Source organism: Borrelia sp. HM, assembly GCF_019669085.1.
GTDB lineage: Bacteria > Spirochaetota > Spirochaetia > Borreliales > Borreliaceae > Borrelia.
The window spans coordinates 413,189-432,781 of record NZ_AP024401.1; the positions used below are offsets into that span (position 1 = coordinate 413,189).

The window sequence follows — 19,593 nt, forward strand, 5'->3', positions numbered from 1 at the left end:
TCTTATATTATTATTTTTAACAGTGATAGCATGCACTTATATTTAAGACTAACACCGTTTTGATTAAATTTAATTAAACTTTAACATCAGATACAGCTTTTAAAGTTCTTGCAAGTTTTGAAATTGGTGCTTTAAGCACACTGATAAACAACGAAATAGCTTCTTTCTTAGTAGGAAGTTTACTATATGCATTAAGTTTAGCCTCATTATAGATTTCTCCTAAAACAAAACCTCCTTTAACCTTTAAAGTAGTATTTTTAGTAAAATCATAAAAAATCTTAGCAATTATATTAGCTTCATCAACAGCAGTAATAACAGCTGTTGGACCTAAAAGATAAGGATCAAGTCCGTCTATAAGTTTATCTTTTAAAACCCGCTTCATTATATTATTTTTTACAACTTTTAATTCACCCTTCTCTTTTTCAACCTTATTCCTTAAGTCAGTAAGTTCTGCAACTGTTAATCCTCTATAATCCAAGAAAAAAATATTATCCTTATTATTTAAAAACTCTTTTAATAAATTAAACATTTCAACCTTTCTAGGGTTTATCTTTGCACTCATAATCTAACTCCTAAACAAAATCGATCTTTACAGAAGGCCCCATGGTAGATGTCATGTAAACACTATTTACAAAAGTACCCTTTAAGTCACTTGGTCGCTTCTTAAGTAATTCCTTAATAAATTGATCATAATTTTCTTTTATCATCTTATTATCCATAGAAGACTTACCAAGAGAAAAATTGATAACACCATTTTTATTCGCTCTGAACTCTGTACGCCCCTTCTTCAAACTAGCTATTGCACTCTTTAAGTCATTTGTAATAGTTTGTGTCTTAGGATTTGGCATTAATCCTCTTTTACCCAAAATAGGACCAAGTTTTCCCACATCTTTCATCATATCAGGTGTTGCAACAACAACATCAAATTCATTAAATCCATCTTTCACCTTATTTATAAGGTCATCATCCCCAACATAAGAAGCACCAGCCTCTCTAGCTTCATCAGCTTTAACACCCTTTGCAAACACAAGTATTCTCTTCTCTTTCATAAATTGATTTGGTAAAACAACCGTATCTCTAACCGTATGATTCTTCTTCAAGTTAAGATTAATAGATACGTCTATAGTTTCATCAAACTTAACAAACTTAATTTCTTTTAATAAATTTATAGCATCATCTAAGCTATAAGATTTAAGCTTATCCACCTTAGATAGAGCTTGCATATATTTTTTTCCACTCTTAGCCATTATTTTTCCACCTCAACACCCATAGAACGAGCACTTCCTGCAATGATTTTAAATGCCGCTTTCTCAGTTTTTGCATTTAAATCAGGCATTTTGACCTTTGCAATTTCCATTATCTTTTCTTTTGTTATAGTTCCAACTTTATCTGTATTTGACTTCTTAGATCCTATTTCTATTCCAATAGCCTTTTTAATTAAAATAGAAGCTGGAGGAGTTTTTATAACAAATGAAAAACTCTTATCTCTGTAAATAGTAATAATAACAGGCACAACAATCCCTGGTTCCATTTTAGCTGTTCTTTCATTAAATTCCTTAACAAACTGAGGACCGCTAACACCATGAGGCCCAAGGGCCTGACCTATTTTGGCTCCTGGGGCAGCCTGGCCAGCTGGAACTTGAAGCTTAACCCAAGCAATCTCTTTTTTCTTCTTAGACACATTAGACATAAATAACTCCTTATGGTAAAAACGCCCATTAGGCTCCCATTAACGTATAATTAATAATTAAATTTTTTCTATATGCTGAAAATCAACTTCAACAGGAGTTGACCTTCCAAAAATTTGAACTGCAACTTTTAGCTTTTTTTTCTCATAATCAATAGTCCCAATAATACCCTCAAAAGAATCAAAAGGTCCTCCCTTAATTCTAACCCGTTCACCTTCTTCAAAATCATAAAGTATGAAAATAGACTTGTCTGCCTTAATCTCTCCAGCAAGCATAAAGACACTTTTGACTTCCTCATCACTAATTGGAAGAGGTTTTTGCTCTTTATTAGTTCCAACAAAACTTACAACACCTGGAATCTTGACAATATCAGCAACTGTATTTTTCCATTCTTGTTCAGGAAGATCCAATTCAATAAGAATATACCCTGGCCAAATCTTTCTTTCCCTTATACGCTTTTTCCCATTTTTTATTTCCTCTACCCTTTCAATAGGGGCCTTCACATCTAAAACATTACTACCAAAAATACCCTCATTGATTAAAAGTCTTATCTCTTGTTCTATCTTCCTTTCATACTGAGAAAAAGTTTGCAATACATACCAGGCCCTGGACATAATCCTTCCTTAAAATATATAGGTTATAGCAAGATACATGATATAATCCACTATACCTAAAAAAATTGAAACAAAAAAAACTAACCAAAAAACTTGTTTTCCACTACCTATTACTTCACTATATTTAGGCCATGTTATTTTTTTAAGTTCTAAAACACTTTCTTTAATAAATTTAAACACTTAAAAGCCTCTCTTTAAATAAAAACCACAGGCCAGGAGGGACTCGAACCCCCAACATACGGTTTTGGAGACCGTCGTTCTACCATTTAGAACTACTGGCCTATTACTCTTTATAATTACTTTATTTTGCCTTCTTTATGAAGAGTATGCTTCCTAAGAATTGGACAATACTTCATCAATTCTAATTTTTCCTGTTTATTACGTCTGTTTTTAGTAGTAGTATAATTCCTAATTCCTGTTTCTTCACAAACTAAAGCTATAAGCTCAACAGCACCTTTACCTTTCTTCTTGCCCATAATAACACTCCTGAATACAAAAAAGCCCTCAATCGGATTTGAACCGACGACCGCCACCTTACCATGGTGGTGCTCTACCACCTGAGCTATAAGGGCATCAATTCCCTTTATAATAAACTCTCATATCATAGTAATTTATTATCTCAAAAAAGACAAGCCCTCTCCCTAAATTATATTTCTGGGCCCTTTTTTACTTACTTAATAATAACAAGCTTACCTTCTCTTAAAAGCTCAATATTATTACTGTTTGAAAATATTTTATTAATAGAATATTCATCAAGTATGATATCTGCATTATGTTTACCATAAATCCCTTTAGCAATTAATTTCAAAGGATAATTGCCAATTCTACTCTTATCTTTATAAGAGATATCATTTGTATATTCAAGCATTCCCCATTTTTTTAGTGCATCTGGGTCAACCATTCTTTTATCAAAATAAAGCTTGATATTTTCATCATAAATCTTAATAAAGAAAGCATTCATTAATTTTACAAAATCACCCGAAGAAGCCTTATAATCATCACCAGCATAAATAATAATCCCAGTATAAGCAAGCTTATCAACACTTGTACTTACCAATGGATAAAAAGCTTTATAAGGCTTACTATGAGATAAAAATAAATTAATAAAATCAGGGAAAAGACAAAGCTCATATCTAATGGTTATACTTTTTAAATCTTCTGAATGCTTAGTGTAGCCTCGTTTTAAAATACTATCAAATCCTGAAAAATAAAGTACTAAATGGGGGTCTAAGTTAAAATAATCTTCAAAAGTATTCTCAGAATCAATTACCATTTTAAAAAGAGATTGTCTTATTAAAGTATCTTTAAAATCATTAATGTCAAAAACTAATCTAGAAGTAGAATCAAGTACTCCTGTATCAAATTTATCCTCATCTACTGGTTTTGTAATATCAAAATAAACGTACTTTGCATCCCAATCAATTGTCCTTGTTATGCTAGATTGAGACACAGAATCTTTAATAATAGAAGTATTATAATAAAATAAAAATAAAAAACTAAAAAGACCATTAAGTAAATTCAAGTTATATCTCCTTACTTTTTACCTAAATAAACTCCTATCCAAGCCCAACCATTATTAATTTCTGGATCTTTTGGATAAGAAATTTTTTTAAAGACAAAATACCACTCCCAAATGTGTTCCCAACCACTAGACCCAAGATAAGATATATCATTGCTAGAATCAGCCTCAAAACTACTTGCAAATTGTATGCCATTTTTTCGCCTACTTCCAAGTTTAATCATTGTGGTCAAAAAACTGTCTGTATTAATTGAATTACCCTTACCACCCCTTTGATCCCAACTTTGAATAAAAAAATTATGTTTATTCCTTATACTTAATAATTTTGAAGTATTTCCAGAAAAAATATATCTTTTAATATCTTTTATTAAATCATTTAAATTCCTATAAATTACAAAATCTGGATTATTATAATAATTAACTTTAGTAACAACACCAGAATAGTCTATTGAATCTATTTTTAAGTCTGATCTTGGTATTAAAAGCAATTTTTTATAATAAAAATAAGCTTCATCATAATTTTGAATACTCTCTAAACTTAAAGCAAGATTGTAATAATAATTGCCCTTATCTGAATTAGTAAGACTATCAGCATTATTATCAAGCAATAATTTATAATAACGTATTTTATAGCCAGCCTCAATATTTAAATTTATAACTCTTTTCGCAATCTCTATTTTTACAGAGCCATTCTCATAAATATAATCATTATAATTATCAACAACATATCTGTAATAGTTAAAAGCCACCTGATCTTCCTTAATGAAAGAATATATATTGCCCATCAGATAAAAATATAAAGGGTAATATTCCTTACCAATATCATTAGCAATTCCTTGATTAATAGAATGCAAAGCACTGTTATAATCTTTATTGCGCATATGAATATCAACTATTCTATCAACAATAAGAAATCTATCTAAATCCTTTTTATTTGACCCTTCTAAAAGACCCATGAGATTTTGAATTTCACTATGCTTAGTTTTATAACAACTAAAGACCAGCATTAGCCCAAATGCTTGAATTAATAACCTCATTATTTTTATTATATAATAAAGGACATGCATAACAAAATACATCTTAAAATCAAGAAAAATTATCGGGATTGAACATGAATAAAAATTTGATACACATTTTATTACTCACATTATTTATATCTTGTTATTATGAAAATAATAAATACGGTATTATTCTAGATTCAAACAATAGAGAAAAACTTCCAAATGGATCAATTGTAAGAATAGAAAATATCAATCAAGAACAAATGACAGTAACAATAAGCTATAATGGAATAAAATTTATAGTACACAAATTCACAATAGAAGAATTTCAAACAAAACAAGAAGCAGAAAAATTTAAACTAAGCATTCAGCCATATGTAAATAAATATGCTATAAGTAAAAAAGATCTAATACCTCTTAGAACTCATCCAGATAACTATAAAGAAAATATAATATACAGGATTCCAAAAGAGAGCATTTTAAAAATAATAAACATTGGACAAGAAACAGAAGTAGGCTCACTTAAAGGAAAATGGTTATATGCCTTAACAAAAAATGGATACAAGGGCTATGTCTTTGACTATGCACTTGAAATCTTCGATAACATTACAGGTACAATACTCACAAATCCATTAGATCAAGCATCACAAGATAAAGTAATAAACACATTTAAAAGTATTCAATATTTAAGACCAATGTACTATGAAAAAATGATTTCTCATAAAACATATGATGTCAATCTACTAAGAGAAGATTATGGATTGTTTTTTACTCCCAAAAATGAAATAAAAATTCATACACCCGAATTAAGTCTATCTTTCAAATATAATGTTGTTGAAGAAGTAAAACCTAACGGATTTTTATTTAAATCTAACATTGCAGAAGAAGATTTTATTTTATTAGCAAAAGTAACTCAAAATTATTATCGGTCAACCATTCAAGTTAAAGAACATAAAATTGAATTAAAATTTGTGATTATTGAACAAAACATTGCAAAAATTATTCTTGAAGCAGAAGAACAAAATCAAAATTTAATAAACAAATTAATATCATACGAAAAATTAATAAACACACAATATGGAAATATTAGATTTAAAAAGGATAAAACTTTTATTTGGGAAATAGACCAAAATATTTACAATTTACCAAATTCTGGAATATTTCAAATAATAGGGCTTAGTCCAAATTTACAAATTTCATATAAAAACGCTATCAAATTAATTAATAATGAAGGAAAAGAATATTTTTGTTTGCTAGACTATACACAAAATGCTTTACAACTAATATTCATATCTCCTAAAAATATTGAAGATAATTTAATAATAATGAATGACAAAGATAAAATTGCAATCATACTCTTTAACAACATTCAGATTAATCAAAATTCATCTATAAAAAATCAACACAAATATCTTTAAAGGTTAAAAATAATGAGAATAATACTTATATTAATATTCATACAGTATGTTATGTCTTTAAATGCAGATGAAACAACAAGCATAATAAAGAACTTATCAAAAACAATTTATAATCTTAACGATCAAGAATACGAACAAAACAAAGAAAAGCTAGACAACTTTATCGACTCAATAGATTTAAAAAATAATGAAATCTTAAAAAAATTACAAAAAATAAAAAATGATTTTTTAATCACATCTGTATATTTTCAAAATATAAAAGGAACTTTAATAGCTTTAACTCTTTCAGCAGAAATAAATTCCCAATATAGAATATCTCCACTATCAATTGCAATAATCAATAACGACTTTACAACTATAAAAATATTAGTAGATTATGGAATTAATATTAACAGAATAGATGAAACAGAATATCCATCAATATTTTGGGCAATATACATTAATAATGAAAAAATATTTAATTTTTTAACAGATAAAGGAGCAGACTTAAGCCTTACACTTAAAAATGGAAAAACACCTGTACAAGCCGCAATAGAAATTGAAAATATGAATTTAATCGAACTATTACTTAAAAAGAATGTTTACATTAAAGATGAATACAAAAAAGAAATCAACAATTTAGAAAATAAAAGTATAAAAAATATTATAAAAAAATATAAAATAATTAACTAATATCCCAACACTCTTGATACTTATTCAAAAAAGTTATTTTATATATGAATTCCATTCATAATAACAGGTTAAAATTTGATCATATTTCTTCCAAGACACTTATCTTAGATAATTATATATTGTAAGTAATCTTAATAAAAAAGATACTAAATTTCATATTTGTCCAAAAATCTAGTAAGATTTATTATGCTGTAAAGACTATTTTAAAAACTCGCAAAGGAATAACATATGAATACAAAAGTAAAATTTTTTCTAACAATGCCTATTGGAATATTGATTGGATTATTTTTTCCCTCCGAAGTCTACAATACACTATCACATATATGCATAAGATTGGCTTACTTTTCGTTAATTCCTTTTTTAATATTTTCAATTCCACTTGGCATAGAAAATATTATTGAGAATAAAAAATTTAAGAAATTGATTGTAAAAACCATCTATTATGGAATTGTTATCAATATAATAGGAGTACTTACATCCATCGTGGCTGCAATAATACACATACCACAAAGAATCCCAATATTAGATAAAAATATTCCAAATCTACATATATTTGATAAAACAGCATTTCTTGAGACATTTTTTCCTAAAAATATCTTTACAATACTCACAAACAAAAATCCAAATCTCTTAAGTATTTATATTATTTCAATAATTATTGGAATTAGTTTTTATTATGCAAAACAAAAGGGAAGAATTGCTAGAGAACTTATATTAAGCACTTCAAATCTTTTTTACAATGCAAACGGGATAGTTGTCAAAATACTAAATTTTGGAATTATTTTCATTACAGCAGCATATACTACAAACTTAAAAAACTTCAAAGACTACCAATACTATATAAACAGCATAATATTTTTCTCATTATGGACAATAATCATTATTTTAATAATAATTCCAATACTTAGCTACCACTTAACTAAAAATTTTAAACTTGTATATAAAAGCATACTAATATCTATCCAAAATATAATATTTGCGGGCTTTACCATGGACTCTTATGCCCCTTACTCTGTTTTAATAGAAGATATTAAAACAGAAAGAATGAATATAAAAAAATCAATAATCACGAATATACCAATAATCAATTTTATTTCTAAATCTGGAACAATTTTTATCTCAACAATTTCATTTTTTATTATTTTAAAATCTTACTCTAGCTTGCCCATATCAATTTATGAAATAAGTTATATGAGCATATTAGCATTTCTTTTTATTTTTGCATTTCCACATGTATCAAATAGTTTAATATATATAATTACAATGCTATGTTCGACTTACACAAAAGGAATTGAACTTAGTTATTCTAATATAACTCCAATAATTCCAATCTTAACATCCTTAGCTTTAATAATAGACTTCACTTATAGTGTAACAATAATGTATATAATAGACTTTAATGATTTAGAAGATCCTTAAAAATAGCTCTAACATTAGTAAGAGCGTGCAAATAAAACAAGATGTTGAGCCACTGTATTACAATAAATACAAGTCAAATTATCTAAAGGCCTATTCTGGAAATCTTCAGGAATACATCGTATTGTAGCTTTTGTATCATTTTTGATACTCTCTTCACAAACCTCATTTCCACACCATGAAGAGAGAACAAATCCTAAATTCTCATTAATATAAGTCTTAAAAATATCATAATCATTCTTTTTAAATCCAATAATTTCTTTGGTATGCAAATTTCTAAACTCTAATGCTCTTTTAAATAATTCAGATTGAATATCTTCAAGTTCACATTTCATTTTTAATGCCAACTCTTTAATTGATACTTGATACTTAGCATTTTTATCTTTATCTCTTCTTGCAACAGTAACACAATCCATGAGAATATCATTAGATCCTATCTCAATTCGCATTGGAATTCCTTTAAGCTCTGCATCAGCAAATCTAAATCCAGGAGAATTCTTAACATCTCTATCAATATCAACTCTAAATCCCTCTTTATTTAAAAGATTAAAAACAGTAGTTGAATATTCAAGAATCCTTTTATTTAGCTCATCATCTATTTTAAAAATAGGAACAATAATAATTTCAACCGGTGCTATTTTTGGTGGCAATATCAAGCCCTTATTGTCAGAATGAACCATAATTAATGCCCCAATTAACCTAGTTGAAATTCCCCAACTAGTAGCAAAAACATAGTCCATTTCACCTTTATTATTCTGAAATTTAACATCAAAAGCCTCTGCAAAATTTGAGCCCAAATAATGAGATGTTCCTGCTTGCAAAGCTTTTTTATCCTGCATTAATGCTTCAAGTGTATAAGTAGACACAGCACCTGCAAATTTTTCTCGTTCTGTCTTTTTACCACAAAATACAGGAATAGCTAAATAGTCCTCAATAAACCTTTTATAAATATTTAAAATAAATAAAGTCTCCTCTTGAGCTTCCTTTTCAGTTTCATGTGCAGTATGCCCCTCCTGCCATAAAAACTCAGTGGTACGTAAAAATGGCTTTGTTCTTTTTTCCCAACGAATAATATTTGCCCATTGATTTATCTTAATAGGCAAATCTCTATAAGATTTAACCCATCTACTATACATATTCCAAATAATTGTCTCAGAAGTAGGCCTTAAAACTAAAGGTTCTGATAACTCTTCCCCACCAGCAGTTGTTACAACAGCAACTTCTGGTGAGAATCCTTTGACATGCTCTTTTTCTCTTTCAAAAAATTCATAAGGAATAAGCAATGGAAAATATGCATTCTTATGTCCCGTTTTTTGAAAACTATCATTAAGTATGATTTGAATTCTCTCCCAAATAGCATATCCATAAGGCATAATTACCATGCAACCTTTAACAGGAGCATAATCAACAAGTTTTGCTTTGTGTACTATATCTAAATACCACTTAGAAAACTCTTCTTCTTTTGAAGCAATAAAATTACCCATAAACCTCACCTTTTTTGAAAAATTTCAGCAATCTTAACCATCAAAAAACAAAAATAGATAAAAGAAAAAAATAACCTAACAACTGATTGAAAAGCAAAATACATAATTAAATTTATATTTATATTAAAAATATGTCAAATATATTTTGATATATAAATCTTTGCTCTAATATTTATTTTTGTAAGACGAAAAAGTATGCTTGTAATTTACAATAAATTTTTGAAACAAATATGTAGAAGAATACATATAACAGCAACCACAATCTCATGGCAAAGATTAAAAAAAAATTCATGCCAAAAACTTAGACTAAAACATATCCACAAGAATATCAAAAGGAACTTCTTATCTACTAGTTTGAAAAAATCAGGTGTATATTTTACCAATACTAATCATGTATTAATTTATGACATCGCTTCGCAAGTCAACCAAAATTTGACATTGATTCATAAACTACAAAAAAACAAACTCAAGTTTTATAACTCAAAATTGCCAAAAACGTATTGATATGAACCAAATTTTAATATTAAAAGCATATAAAACAAATATATTTATTTATATTTATTGACTATGAAAAACTACTTCATGGCACATGTTTTACAAAACATATTTTTAGGAATTATATATCATCTAATCAAACACAAGAGTTTAAAGGAGGTTTTATGAAAATATTATTAAAATTGATTATGATTGTATTATTAGCAAGTCTATCTTTTGCATCACAAATCGATCCATCAGCTCTTAATAAAATACTAAATGAAAAACAAAATCTAAATAGGTTTGGAATAGGTTTTGGAATTGGAAGTCCTCTAATTAATGTTATCATTAGTGTTCCATACGTAGAAATCGAACTTGGATATGGGGGTTTTAGTGGACTAAATCCTAATAATTTCATACCCTATATTGCTGTTGGAATTGATGCCCTATTTAAAGAAGAAATTTATGAAGATACAATATTTACCGGTGGACTTGGTGTGGGTATTGACTTGTCCCAAATTAGAACAGATGAACAACATATTGCAAGCCTACCAGAAGGAAATAGTACAAAAACACAAGAAGAAGAAAAATTTTCAATAACATCAACTAACAACAGATTGGGAACTGTACTCAGATTACCTATTACATTGGAATATTATTTTTTAAATAATATAGTAATAGGATTTAAGGCCATAGCAACAATTGGATGCACAACGATCTTTAATCCCGTATCTATGGAAGGAATAAGATTTGGATTTTTTGGTGTTGGATTTATAAAAGTATACTTATAAAGGAAAATTAATGAGAAAAAAATATCAAAAGATATTTATCTTTATATTAATTTTAATGTTTAATTCATATTATTTTGCGTTCTCTAAATCTAATCATCCTTATTCGATTGAATGCAAGCAAGAAGATGATGGAACAGTTTGCATTACAAATACCAGACCTACCCCTGAGAAACCTAATCCAACTCCTAAACAACCTAATCCAACTCCTAAACAACGCAATCCAATTCCTGAGAAACCCAATCCCATTCCTAAACAAACTAACCCATATCTCGCCCAATCAATAGTAAAAGCAAAGAACAATCCTTATTCATTTGCAGCAGGAATAGGGATTGGGAATCCTTTCATTAATATCTTAATTTCTATTCCATATATAGACATCAATCTTGGATATGGAGGGTTTTTATACTTAAATCCCGAGAATTTTCATCCCTTCAACTTAATAGGAATCGATTTATCTTTCAAACAACAAATAGGAACTTTAATACTTGGAGGAGGTTTTGGTGTTGGTGCAGACTGGTCACAAGCCAATTTAACTATACCTGGCGGAACTACAACGCAAACTTCTCCTTATGAAAGGATAGCAATATTAGCTAGATTACCCATATCAATAGAACACAAAATTATAAAAAATTTATCATTAGGACTTAAAGTCTGTGCTACAGTTGGTCCAACAATATTTCTCACAAAACCAAAAATAGTATTTGAAGGAATGAGATTTAAATTCTTTGCAATTGGGTTTATCAGATTTTTCATGTAAACTATGAATTTTACCCAATTCAAACATTTACATATTGTGCTATGAAGAGATTGCAATAAAAATTTCTCCATTTCCACAAATTAACAAACCTTGATCACAAATTCCTATAAATATACTTTCTCCTGTCTTAAGGCAAAAGTCATAATTCACATGAATTTCTCCATGCATCACTAACAATATCATCACACCACTATCTCTTGCAAAATAAATGTTTCCATCTAAATCATCTACATATCTTTGCAATAAACTTAAATTAGTACCTGGAAGCTTAAACATATTAAAACCATCAATATTTTCACCTCTTAATAACAAAAATACTGTCTCTTCAAATCTACCAACTTTTAACATCTCATCTCTGTCAACATATTTGGTAGTAAGACCTGCCCTAATCACATTGTCAGAGTTGGTCATAAGCTCAATACACTCACCTTTAAGATAAGCATGAACTTCTTGACTATTTATATAAAAAACTTCCCCTGGATTTAACTGAACAATATGCATCCCTAAAAACACTAAAAGACCAATATCTAACCCATAAACCTTATTAATCTCCTTAAACCAATAAGCTCTAAGACTATCTATAGAATTTAAATTGATTTTTACTTTTTCAATAGCAGCTTCAATTTCAAACTTATTTAAACTAAATATATTCTTTATAAATTCCTTATGCGTTGTAAAGTTAAGATTTAACTTTAATTTTTTACATATGTTTTTGATTTCAAGGAGAGGTAAAAAACCTTTAAGAACATAAAAATTACTCAAAGCATAAACAAGTTCTATTTTTGGATTTATATCTTTATAAATTCTTTTAAAATCATTAATATCTATTCCCTTGGTATTTTCAAGTTTGAAACCTTTTAAAGCAATATCCTTTGAAGGATGTATTTGTATTGATAAAGGTCTTTGAACCGAGAGAACTTTAAATAAAAAAAATAATTCATTTTCATTGCCTAAAAACTCTTTATAATTTTTTAAAAAATCATAAAGGGAAACATATTGGCTACCAACCAATATCTTACTAGAAAATGTTTTATGTGCTCCAAGCCACATCTCAGCTTTAGGAAAACCATCTTCTTTTTGTCCTAAAAGAGAAGGGATGAAACTAATTCCACCCCAATCATATTCTTTAACTGAATTCTTCATTAAAAATATATTACTACTTTTCATTTAAATTCCTTAATTTTTACAGATTTAAGAAAAAGAACTAAACTCGTTGCAACCGCAACTCCAACAACTATTGCAATAATAAATCCCAACTTATTATCAACAACAGGCAGAACTATTGGCCCTCCATGCGGAGCATGGTCTGCAACACCTAAGAATGCAGCAATAATACTTGAAACAGCACCTCCAATAACTATTGAAGGTAATACTCTTACAGGATCACTAGCAGCAAAAGGAATAGCACCTTCACTAATACCAATAAAAGAAATCAAAAATGCTATTTTACCAGACTCCCGCTCTTCTTCTGCAAACAATTTAGGCATAATAAAAGTAGCAAGACCCATAGCCATTGGAGCAACAGGAATAGCTGATGCAACCATACCCATTATTTGTGGGACTTTAGTAATCATACCAACACCAAAAAGAAACGCCACTTTATTAAAAGGTCCCCCCATATCAATCGATACCATTGCACCAAGTACTAATCCCAGGAATAACTTTCCCAAAATACCATAAGTTTTTGAATTGGTCTGAAGTGACTTGAGAGTACCCTCAAGGAATGTCATAAATTGCCCAATATAAATACCACCATAAATCATAAAAAGTCCAATCATAAGAGTACTTATCACAGGAATGACAAAAATAGGCATTACAGGTCTTAGCCATTCAGGAACCTTAATTTTTGCTATCCACCTAGCAATAAAACCTGATATGAATCCTGTCAGTATTGCTCCTAAAAATCCTGCTTTAACATCCCTAGCAAACACACCTCCTACAAGACCCGGGGCAAGACCTGGCTTATCAGCAATTGCCATAGCAATAAAACCTGAGAGTATTGGCAACATCATGTCAAAAGACACAGCCCCAATATCTGTAATTGTCTTATAAAAAGGATATTTATTAAAATTTGGACCATCAGAACCAATTCCTGCCAAGGATATACCAATAGCTATTAAAATACCACCACTTGCTACAATTGGAACAATAGGAGACACACCACTCATTAAATACTTATAAAAATTGTATTTAGTAATGCCAGACTTATCTTGAATAGAATTCAAATTCTTATGATTAAATATTGAAGCATTAAAAGACTCTTTGATAACATTGTCTACATCATTTATAGCTTTTGCAGTTGAGACTTTATAAACCTTTTTTCCATCAAACCTCTCTTCATTAATATCTTTATCCACTGCAAGTATTACAACATCAGCAGATTCAATATCTGATTTTGTTAAAGCATTATCAATACCAATAGAACCTTGTGTCTCAATTTTAATACTGTACCCTTGTCTTTTAGCTTCAATTTCAAGCTTCTTAGCAGCAATATATGTATGTGCAACTCCCACAGGACAAGCACATACAGATACTATTCTTCCTGAATTAAAAAAATTACCTGCAACATTATATGTGGAGTTACTCTCAACATTTTTGATATAAGAATAAATCTCATGAGAACTATTTAAAATTTTTAAAATATTTGTAAACTCATTGTTTTCAAATAAATTAGCTATGAAAGATATTGACTTAACATGATTATTATTATGATGATCTTTTGACATACAAATTAAAAATATTACATTAACAGGTGGATTATCGTCAGTCCACTTTATACCAGCGCCTTTTATATAAAGCAATGAAATAAAACTTGACTTAATAACATCTCCCATTAAATGAGGAATAGCAACCCCATTTTCCCAAGATGTATCTCCAATTTTTTCTCTATCAAATAATCCTTGAATAAATTCATTTCTATCATATATATAACCCTGCTTATCTACTTGCTCAACTAAAAAATCAATTGCTTCTTCTTTAGAATTTATTTCATTAGATATAAAAATGAGATCTTTTTTTAAAAAGTCTAAAAACATAACCTTTAACCTCCTTCAATACTAAAACTAATTTTATCATAATAGAAAATATTAAACTCTGATTTGATTTTTTTTTATTTTAAATTCGTTTTATATTATTTAATTAGTTTATATAATATAAAATTTATCGGATTTTATTGATATAAATATTCATATTTGATATTTTTTAAATAAATCACACACATAAATAAGTGCAATAGATTATAAAAAAGTTTATTTTTAAAATAAAAATAAAACTGATTTTTCTCACACAAAAGAGAATTTATTATGTATAAAAAATTAAATTAAGGGAAAAAAAGAAAATGTATTCTTGAAAATTTAAATAAAACCTGCATTTTATTTAAAAAATAAAAACTGATTTATTCATATATGCAATATTTTTTTTGATTTTGATATTAGATATAATTTTCAATATATTAAAGAGATATAGTTATGAAAAAAAAGATAAAAATTTTCCTCTGTTGTTATATATTAATTTTATTAGGATTATTATTTTTATATCAAAACCCCAAAATCGTCAATAATATAAAAGAACTAGCTTCTAATTATTTAGAAATACTCAAAGACAAAATTTACAGACCTAAAAGTTTAATTGAATTAAAAGAAGAATATCTCTTACCAAAAGGATATCTTACAACTCAAGTACTAAATAAAAAATATTACTCTTTAGGATATGCTGAGAGTGCTAAGCAGGCAGAATGGGTAGCTTACAAGTTAAAAAAAGAAATGGTTGAACTAGCCTTAACTTTGCTTAAAGAAAATAAAATAAAACGAAGTAAAAAATTTTTTGAAGATAAAGATATTCAAGGCATTGCCCCCAAGTTAATTGACTATTTAAAGAGCGGATATGATAGAGGACATATTGTCAGCTCTGCTGATATGTCTTTTTCTACAGATGCGATGATAGATACATATTTCCTATCAAATATATCGCCCCAACAAAAAGAGTTCAACTCTGGAATCTGGCTGAAGCTTGAAAAATTAGTTAGGAAATGGGCTATTTTAAAAGGAAGAATTTATATTGTTAGTGCAGGAATTTTAACAGAAAATAAGGGATTTATTGGAAAAAATAAAATTATAGTGCCAAAAAATTTCTATAAAATAGTGTTATCATTAAATAGTGACAACTCCTATGATATATTAGCTTTTATCATTCCAAATGAAAAAGCCAAAGACTTAGAATTAAAAAATTATGTTGTGAGCGTTAATGCAATTGAAGAAAAAACCAAAATAGATTTTTTTGCAAAACTCGATGCTAAAATAAAAAAAATAATTAAAATAAAAAAAGATATAAATTCTTGGAAATTTTGATGAAAATAACCTTTGCAAAATTTAATATTTTTTTGTTAACAATATTCACATTAGGACTAACTATTATATCAATATTCATATATTACATAAACTTTAATGTAAGCTTTTATAATTATCTTATCAATATATATAATAAGAACTTATTGATTTTAGTTGATAAATTTTTCATTTTCACTATTGGTATCATAGGCTCCATTTGGACATATATTAACTATAAAAGAACTAATAACATACAATTTGTATTTTTTTACTGTTTCATTTGTTCTTTCATACTCGAGCCTATATCAATTTTAAAACATTATCTTTTCAGCCATTCATTAAGTCTAGAATTTCATTATTTCATGAAATTCTATCACTTAATCACCATATTTTCTTTACTAAATCTATTTTTTTTAAGCTTATACATATGTGACTTTCAAATTAAATCAATAACTTATACTATTTACCTGATCTTCACTTTTGCAATACTTTATAGCTCATTAGTACCTATTAACGCCCACGATCAGACAAATTACTTATTATTCTCAACTGAAAACAATAGATTTTATATTGATTTAACATTATTCTTAATACCAATAAACATTTTGGTAGCCTTCTCAAGAAAAAAAAATTCCAACTACCTTTTAATCTTTACATCAATACTTCTAATAGTAATAGGAATTTATCTCAACTCTATAGAAATACCTTACTCCTTTATACCAAGTCTAATAGGAGTACCAATATACTTAAGAGAGGCAGGAAAATTTTTTTTCTATTGGCTATAAACCCTACCTACTTAATATCAAAGATAAAGTTGCTATACCTAAGGGTAAAAATAAGTTATCGTATTTCTTAAAATCAAAAAGCTCAACAAGCATAGCCCCAAATCCAATAATCAATGCTAATAAAAAATTTGGAAAAAAATAATAAAAAACAATAAATGCAACTAAAAAAACAATAACACTACCTGAGAATGTTTTATTATTTACAAGTTTAAAAGAAGGAATCATTTTCCCAAAAAGACTAGCAAGACCATCTCCAAGACATGCAGAAAATATTCCAATGTAACTAAAAGGCGCTGGTATAAAACAATAAGTACAAAATATGCTTATTACCAAAAATATCGGAGAAAGAGAAACCTTCTTGTATGAAGATATCTCTCTGGAGTTTACTATTATTTCCGATATACCCTTTAGAAAAAATAAATTTATTTCCATTATTCTAAATATTTCCAAAGTTAAATATAAAAATATAAAAAACAAACTAAATACAAAACCTATCCAAAAATTCATCTTATAAAACAATAAAAAAGTCAAAGTGGAAATATGAAAAAATTTTCTATAAATCTCAAATTTAATATTTTTGTTAAAAAAAAATTGTCTAGACATTAATTAATTTTCCTTAGAATAATATTAAATTTTAAAAAAGAATTTGCCTTTATAATACCACCAATACTTCTATCTCCATAAGCAAGACTTGGCGGAATTATTATTACTCTCTCTTCTCCCTCATACATACCAGACAACATTAAATCCCAACCTTTAATCACTTGACTATTACCAACCACAAACTCTATTGGTTCACCTCTCTCAATTGAACTGTCAAATTTTACTCCACTTAACAAAAAACCCTCATAATCTACTCTTATAACATTTCCTTTTCTAACACTTCTGCCATTACCTTTTTTCTTTATTTTGTATAAGATGCCATTTGCATCTTTTTGAAAATCTTTGTAATCTGTCTCAATTATCTTAAGCTGAGAAGCCATATATTTTTTATTCTCTTCAACTTTTTTTAACTCATAACTCTGTTTTAATTTTAAAAATTCTTCATTATCAACTTTAAAAGCATTTGCATACTCCCCAAAACGATAAATATTTATTTTATTTATTTTATCTCCTTGGCGTATACTTCTAACCGTATCCATTCCTTCAATTACTTTACCAAAAATTGAATGCTTAAAATCCAAATAAGTAAGATTATCTGAAAGAGTAATAAAAAACTGACTCCCATTAGTATCAGGTCCTGAATTAGCCATAGAAACAGTTCCTGAATGATTATGACTCAATATTTTATTAAATTCATCAGGAAAAAAATAACCAGGTCCTCCAGTCCCCGTTCCTGTAGGATCTCCTGTTTGAATAACAAAATCATCAATTACCCTATGAAATATAATATTTTCAAAATAAGGTTTATCTGTAACAGAATTTTTAATAGTGCCCTCACTAAGACCTATAAAATTCATAACTGTTAAAGGTGCATCCTTATAATAAAGTTCAATTTCTATATTGCCCTTATTTGTACTAATTAATGCAAATATTCCATCTTTTCTCACTATATCTTTCCTTTTGCCATTACAAGCTAAAAACATAAAAATCAATATAAAATATAATAAAAACTTATACACAAAGCCTACTCCCTATAAAATAATATTTAAATAAAGCGATCAGCCCTCATTTTACAATTTTTAAGTAAAAATTGTAAAATAATCTATCAATTCACAATTAATAAATAATACTATCTAGTAAGGGACTTAGAAAATTTGGATGTTATTAAATGGTAAATATTAGCAATGAACTCCTTATAAAATTTTGTAATTTTATATATGACAGCAGTGGAATTCGATTTAACGAGAAAAACAAAGTCGTTTTAAAAGGCCGAATCAACACTGCAATGCAAGAACTTGAAAATATAAATAATCCTAAACAACTATACGAATTAATAATTTCTGATCAAGTTAAAAAAAAATACTTTCTAGATCTTGTAACTACTAACCTAACACAATTTTTTAGAAATGAAGCCCATTTTAAAACCTTTGAAAAATTTGTAATTCCAAACTTAGTAAAAATTAAAAATCAAGAAGGTAAAAACAAAATTATTATATGGTCTGCTGGATGCTCAACAGGAGAAGAACCATATTCTCTGGCATTTGTTCTTAAATCTAATCTTCCAAAAAATTTTGACTTCACTATTATTGCTTCCGATTTAAGTTTAAAGTCCCTAATAAAAGCAAAAGAAGGACATTATAATGCACAAAAATGTGAAAAGATTCCAACAAAATACAAAAAATATATTAAACCTTATATGAATGATTATACAGTAATAGAAAATATCAAAAAACACATACAGTTTGACTATCATAATTTAAGTTTTGAAAGTGAATTTTCAAATATAGATGTTGTTTTCTGCCGAAATGTACTTATATATTTTGATGAAAAATCTAAAATAAAAGTTCTAAAAGAATTTTATGCCTCTATGGCTAGTAAAAGTTATTTATTTATTGGACACTCAGAATCACTTTTTGGTTTAAATCTTCCTTTCAAGTTTTTAAGGACAGCTTGGTCTATAATATATGAAAAAGATGATACAAGTCTTCCCAAAAATAAGTTTCAGTTCCAAAGCCGATATAAATTATAATCGTGCACAAAAAATCT

General features: G+C 27.8%; 21 protein-coding genes and 2 tRNA genes. 8 read left to right on the forward strand and 15 right to left on the reverse strand.

The features are described from left to right. Nucleotides 1–73 precede the first annotated feature (73 nt). The 10 genes from rplJ to K5563_RS01970 form a co-directional block, all read right to left on the reverse strand. A complete protein-coding gene (gene rplJ, locus K5563_RS01925) occupies nucleotides 74–562 on the reverse strand; it encodes a 50S ribosomal protein L10 (RefSeq protein ID WP_221037327.1) in 489 nt (162 codons plus the stop codon). A gap of 10 nt (nucleotides 563–572) precedes the next feature. Then, nucleotides 573–1,247, reverse strand: coding sequence for a 50S ribosomal protein L1 (rplA, locus tag K5563_RS01930; RefSeq protein WP_221037328.1), 675 nt, complete (start codon nucleotides 1,245–1,247; stop codon nucleotides 573–575). Then, nucleotides 1,247–1,690 carry a 50S ribosomal protein L11 gene (gene rplK, locus K5563_RS01935; RefSeq protein ID WP_221037329.1) on the reverse strand — a complete coding sequence of 148 codons (444 nt, stop codon included), beginning with the start codon at nucleotides 1,688–1,690 and terminating at the stop codon, nucleotides 1,247–1,249. The genes rplA and rplK overlap by 1 nt, the downstream gene beginning before the upstream one ends. A 57-nt stretch (nucleotides 1,691–1,747) precedes the next feature. After that, nucleotides 1,748–2,302, reverse strand: a complete 555-nt coding sequence (nusG, locus tag K5563_RS01940) for a transcription termination/antitermination protein NusG (protein WP_221037330.1) — start codon at nucleotides 2,300–2,302, stop codon at nucleotides 1,748–1,750. A 9-nt stretch (nucleotides 2,303–2,311) separates the two neighbouring features. Then, the gene (gene secE / locus K5563_RS01945; protein ID WP_221037331.1) at nucleotides 2,312–2,482 is read right to left on the reverse strand and encodes a preprotein translocase subunit SecE; all 171 of its coding nucleotides are present in this window, start codon (nucleotides 2,480–2,482) and stop codon (nucleotides 2,312–2,314) included. A gap of 28 nt (nucleotides 2,483–2,510) precedes the next feature. Continuing rightward, nucleotides 2,511–2,584, reverse strand: a tRNA-Trp gene (locus tag K5563_RS01950). A gap of 14 nt (nucleotides 2,585–2,598) precedes the next feature. Further along, a complete protein-coding gene (rpmG, locus tag K5563_RS01955; RefSeq protein ID WP_011772345.1) occupies nucleotides 2,599–2,778 on the reverse strand; it encodes a 50S ribosomal protein L33 in 180 nt (59 codons plus the stop codon). Nucleotides 2,779–2,801: 23 nt separating this feature from the next. Beyond that, nucleotides 2,802–2,874: transfer RNA gene (locus K5563_RS01960), tRNA-Thr, on the reverse strand. 98 nt (nucleotides 2,875–2,972) lie between these two features. Next, the gene (locus tag K5563_RS01965; RefSeq protein ID WP_221037332.1) at nucleotides 2,973–3,824 is read right to left on the reverse strand and encodes a hypothetical protein; all 852 of its coding nucleotides are present in this window, start codon (nucleotides 3,822–3,824) and stop codon (nucleotides 2,973–2,975) included. Between the two features lie 11 nt (nucleotides 3,825–3,835). Beyond that, nucleotides 3,836–4,858 carry a hypothetical protein gene (locus K5563_RS01970; protein ID WP_221037333.1) on the reverse strand — a complete coding sequence of 341 codons (1,023 nt, stop codon included), beginning with the start codon at nucleotides 4,856–4,858 and terminating at the stop codon, nucleotides 3,836–3,838. Between the two features lie 74 nt (nucleotides 4,859–4,932). On the opposite strand from K5563_RS01970, the gene K5563_RS01975 reads away from it, so the two are divergent. The 3 genes from K5563_RS01975 to K5563_RS01985 all read left to right on the forward strand — a co-directional run bounded on the left by K5563_RS01975 (nucleotide 4,933) and on the right by K5563_RS01985 (nucleotide 8,331). Beyond that, the gene (locus tag K5563_RS01975) at nucleotides 4,933–6,240 is read left to right on the forward strand and encodes a hypothetical protein (protein ID WP_221037334.1); all 1,308 of its coding nucleotides are present in this window, start codon (nucleotides 4,933–4,935) and stop codon (nucleotides 6,238–6,240) included. A gap of 12 nt (nucleotides 6,241–6,252) precedes the next feature. After that, nucleotides 6,253–6,912: an ankyrin repeat domain-containing protein gene (locus K5563_RS01980; protein WP_221037335.1), complete on the forward strand. Its 660-nt coding sequence runs from the start codon at nucleotides 6,253–6,255 to the stop codon at nucleotides 6,910–6,912. 228 nt (nucleotides 6,913–7,140) lie between these two features. After that, complete coding sequence (locus K5563_RS01985) at nucleotides 7,141–8,331, forward strand: cation:dicarboxylase symporter family transporter (protein WP_221037336.1); 1,191 nt, start codon at nucleotides 7,141–7,143, stop codon at nucleotides 8,329–8,331. A 14-nt stretch (nucleotides 8,332–8,345) separates the two neighbouring features. Here the strand turns inward: K5563_RS01985 and proS are convergent, their stop codons facing one another. After that, nucleotides 8,346–9,812 (reverse strand): proline--tRNA ligase, encoded by a 1,467-nt coding sequence (gene proS / locus K5563_RS01990; protein ID WP_221037337.1) that lies wholly within the window; start codon nucleotides 9,810–9,812, stop codon nucleotides 8,346–8,348. Nucleotides 9,813–10,471: 659 nt separating this feature from the next. Between proS and K5563_RS01995 the strand changes: the two genes are divergently transcribed. Together K5563_RS01995 and K5563_RS02000 are read left to right on the forward strand one after the other, a co-directional pair. Continuing rightward, nucleotides 10,472–11,077 (forward strand): DUF3996 domain-containing protein, encoded by a 606-nt coding sequence (locus K5563_RS01995; RefSeq protein WP_221037338.1) that lies wholly within the window; start codon nucleotides 10,472–10,474, stop codon nucleotides 11,075–11,077. Nucleotides 11,078–11,087: 10 nt separating this feature from the next. Continuing rightward, the gene (locus K5563_RS02000; RefSeq protein WP_221037339.1) at nucleotides 11,088–11,834 is read left to right on the forward strand and encodes a DUF3996 domain-containing protein; all 747 of its coding nucleotides are present in this window, start codon (nucleotides 11,088–11,090) and stop codon (nucleotides 11,832–11,834) included. A gap of 39 nt (nucleotides 11,835–11,873) precedes the next feature. Here K5563_RS02000 and manA read toward each other — a convergent pair whose 3' ends face one another. After that, nucleotides 11,874–13,001: a mannose-6-phosphate isomerase, class I gene (gene manA, locus K5563_RS02005; protein WP_221037340.1), complete on the reverse strand. Its 1,128-nt coding sequence runs from the start codon at nucleotides 12,999–13,001 to the stop codon at nucleotides 11,874–11,876. Next, nucleotides 12,998–14,869 carry a fructose-specific PTS transporter subunit EIIC gene (locus tag K5563_RS02010; protein ID WP_221037341.1) on the reverse strand — a complete coding sequence of 624 codons (1,872 nt, stop codon included), beginning with the start codon at nucleotides 14,867–14,869 and terminating at the stop codon, nucleotides 12,998–13,000. Before K5563_RS02010 ends, manA begins: the two co-directional genes overlap by 4 nt. Before the next feature lie 432 nt (nucleotides 14,870–15,301). Here K5563_RS02010 and K5563_RS02015 point away from each other — a divergent pair, with 432 nt between their 5' ends. Beyond that, nucleotides 15,302–16,180, forward strand: coding sequence for a DNA/RNA non-specific endonuclease (locus K5563_RS02015; protein ID WP_221037342.1), 879 nt, complete (start codon nucleotides 15,302–15,304; stop codon nucleotides 16,178–16,180). After that, the gene (locus K5563_RS04280; RefSeq protein ID WP_346010887.1) at nucleotides 16,180–16,944 is read left to right on the forward strand and encodes a hypothetical protein; all 765 of its coding nucleotides are present in this window, start codon (nucleotides 16,180–16,182) and stop codon (nucleotides 16,942–16,944) included. The genes K5563_RS02015 and K5563_RS04280 overlap by 1 nt, the downstream gene beginning before the upstream one ends. Before the next feature lie 3 nt (nucleotides 16,945–16,947). On the opposite strand, the gene K5563_RS02020 is transcribed toward K5563_RS04280, so the two are convergent. After that, complete coding sequence (locus K5563_RS02020; protein WP_221037343.1) at nucleotides 16,948–17,547, reverse strand: hypothetical protein; 600 nt, start codon at nucleotides 17,545–17,547, stop codon at nucleotides 16,948–16,950. Continuing rightward, entirely contained in the window at nucleotides 17,547–18,530 is a 984-nt protein-coding gene (locus K5563_RS02025; protein WP_255571073.1) for a peptidylprolyl isomerase, read from the reverse strand. Before K5563_RS02025 ends, K5563_RS02020 begins: the two co-directional genes overlap by 1 nt. A gap of 185 nt (nucleotides 18,531–18,715) precedes the next feature. Between K5563_RS02025 and K5563_RS02030 the strand changes: the two genes are divergently transcribed. Further along, on the forward strand, nucleotides 18,716–19,576 hold the full coding sequence (locus K5563_RS02030) for a CheR family methyltransferase (protein ID WP_221037345.1): 861 nt from the start codon (nucleotides 18,716–18,718) through the stop codon (nucleotides 19,574–19,576). The last annotated feature ends 17 nt before the right edge of the window (nucleotides 19,577–19,593 follow it).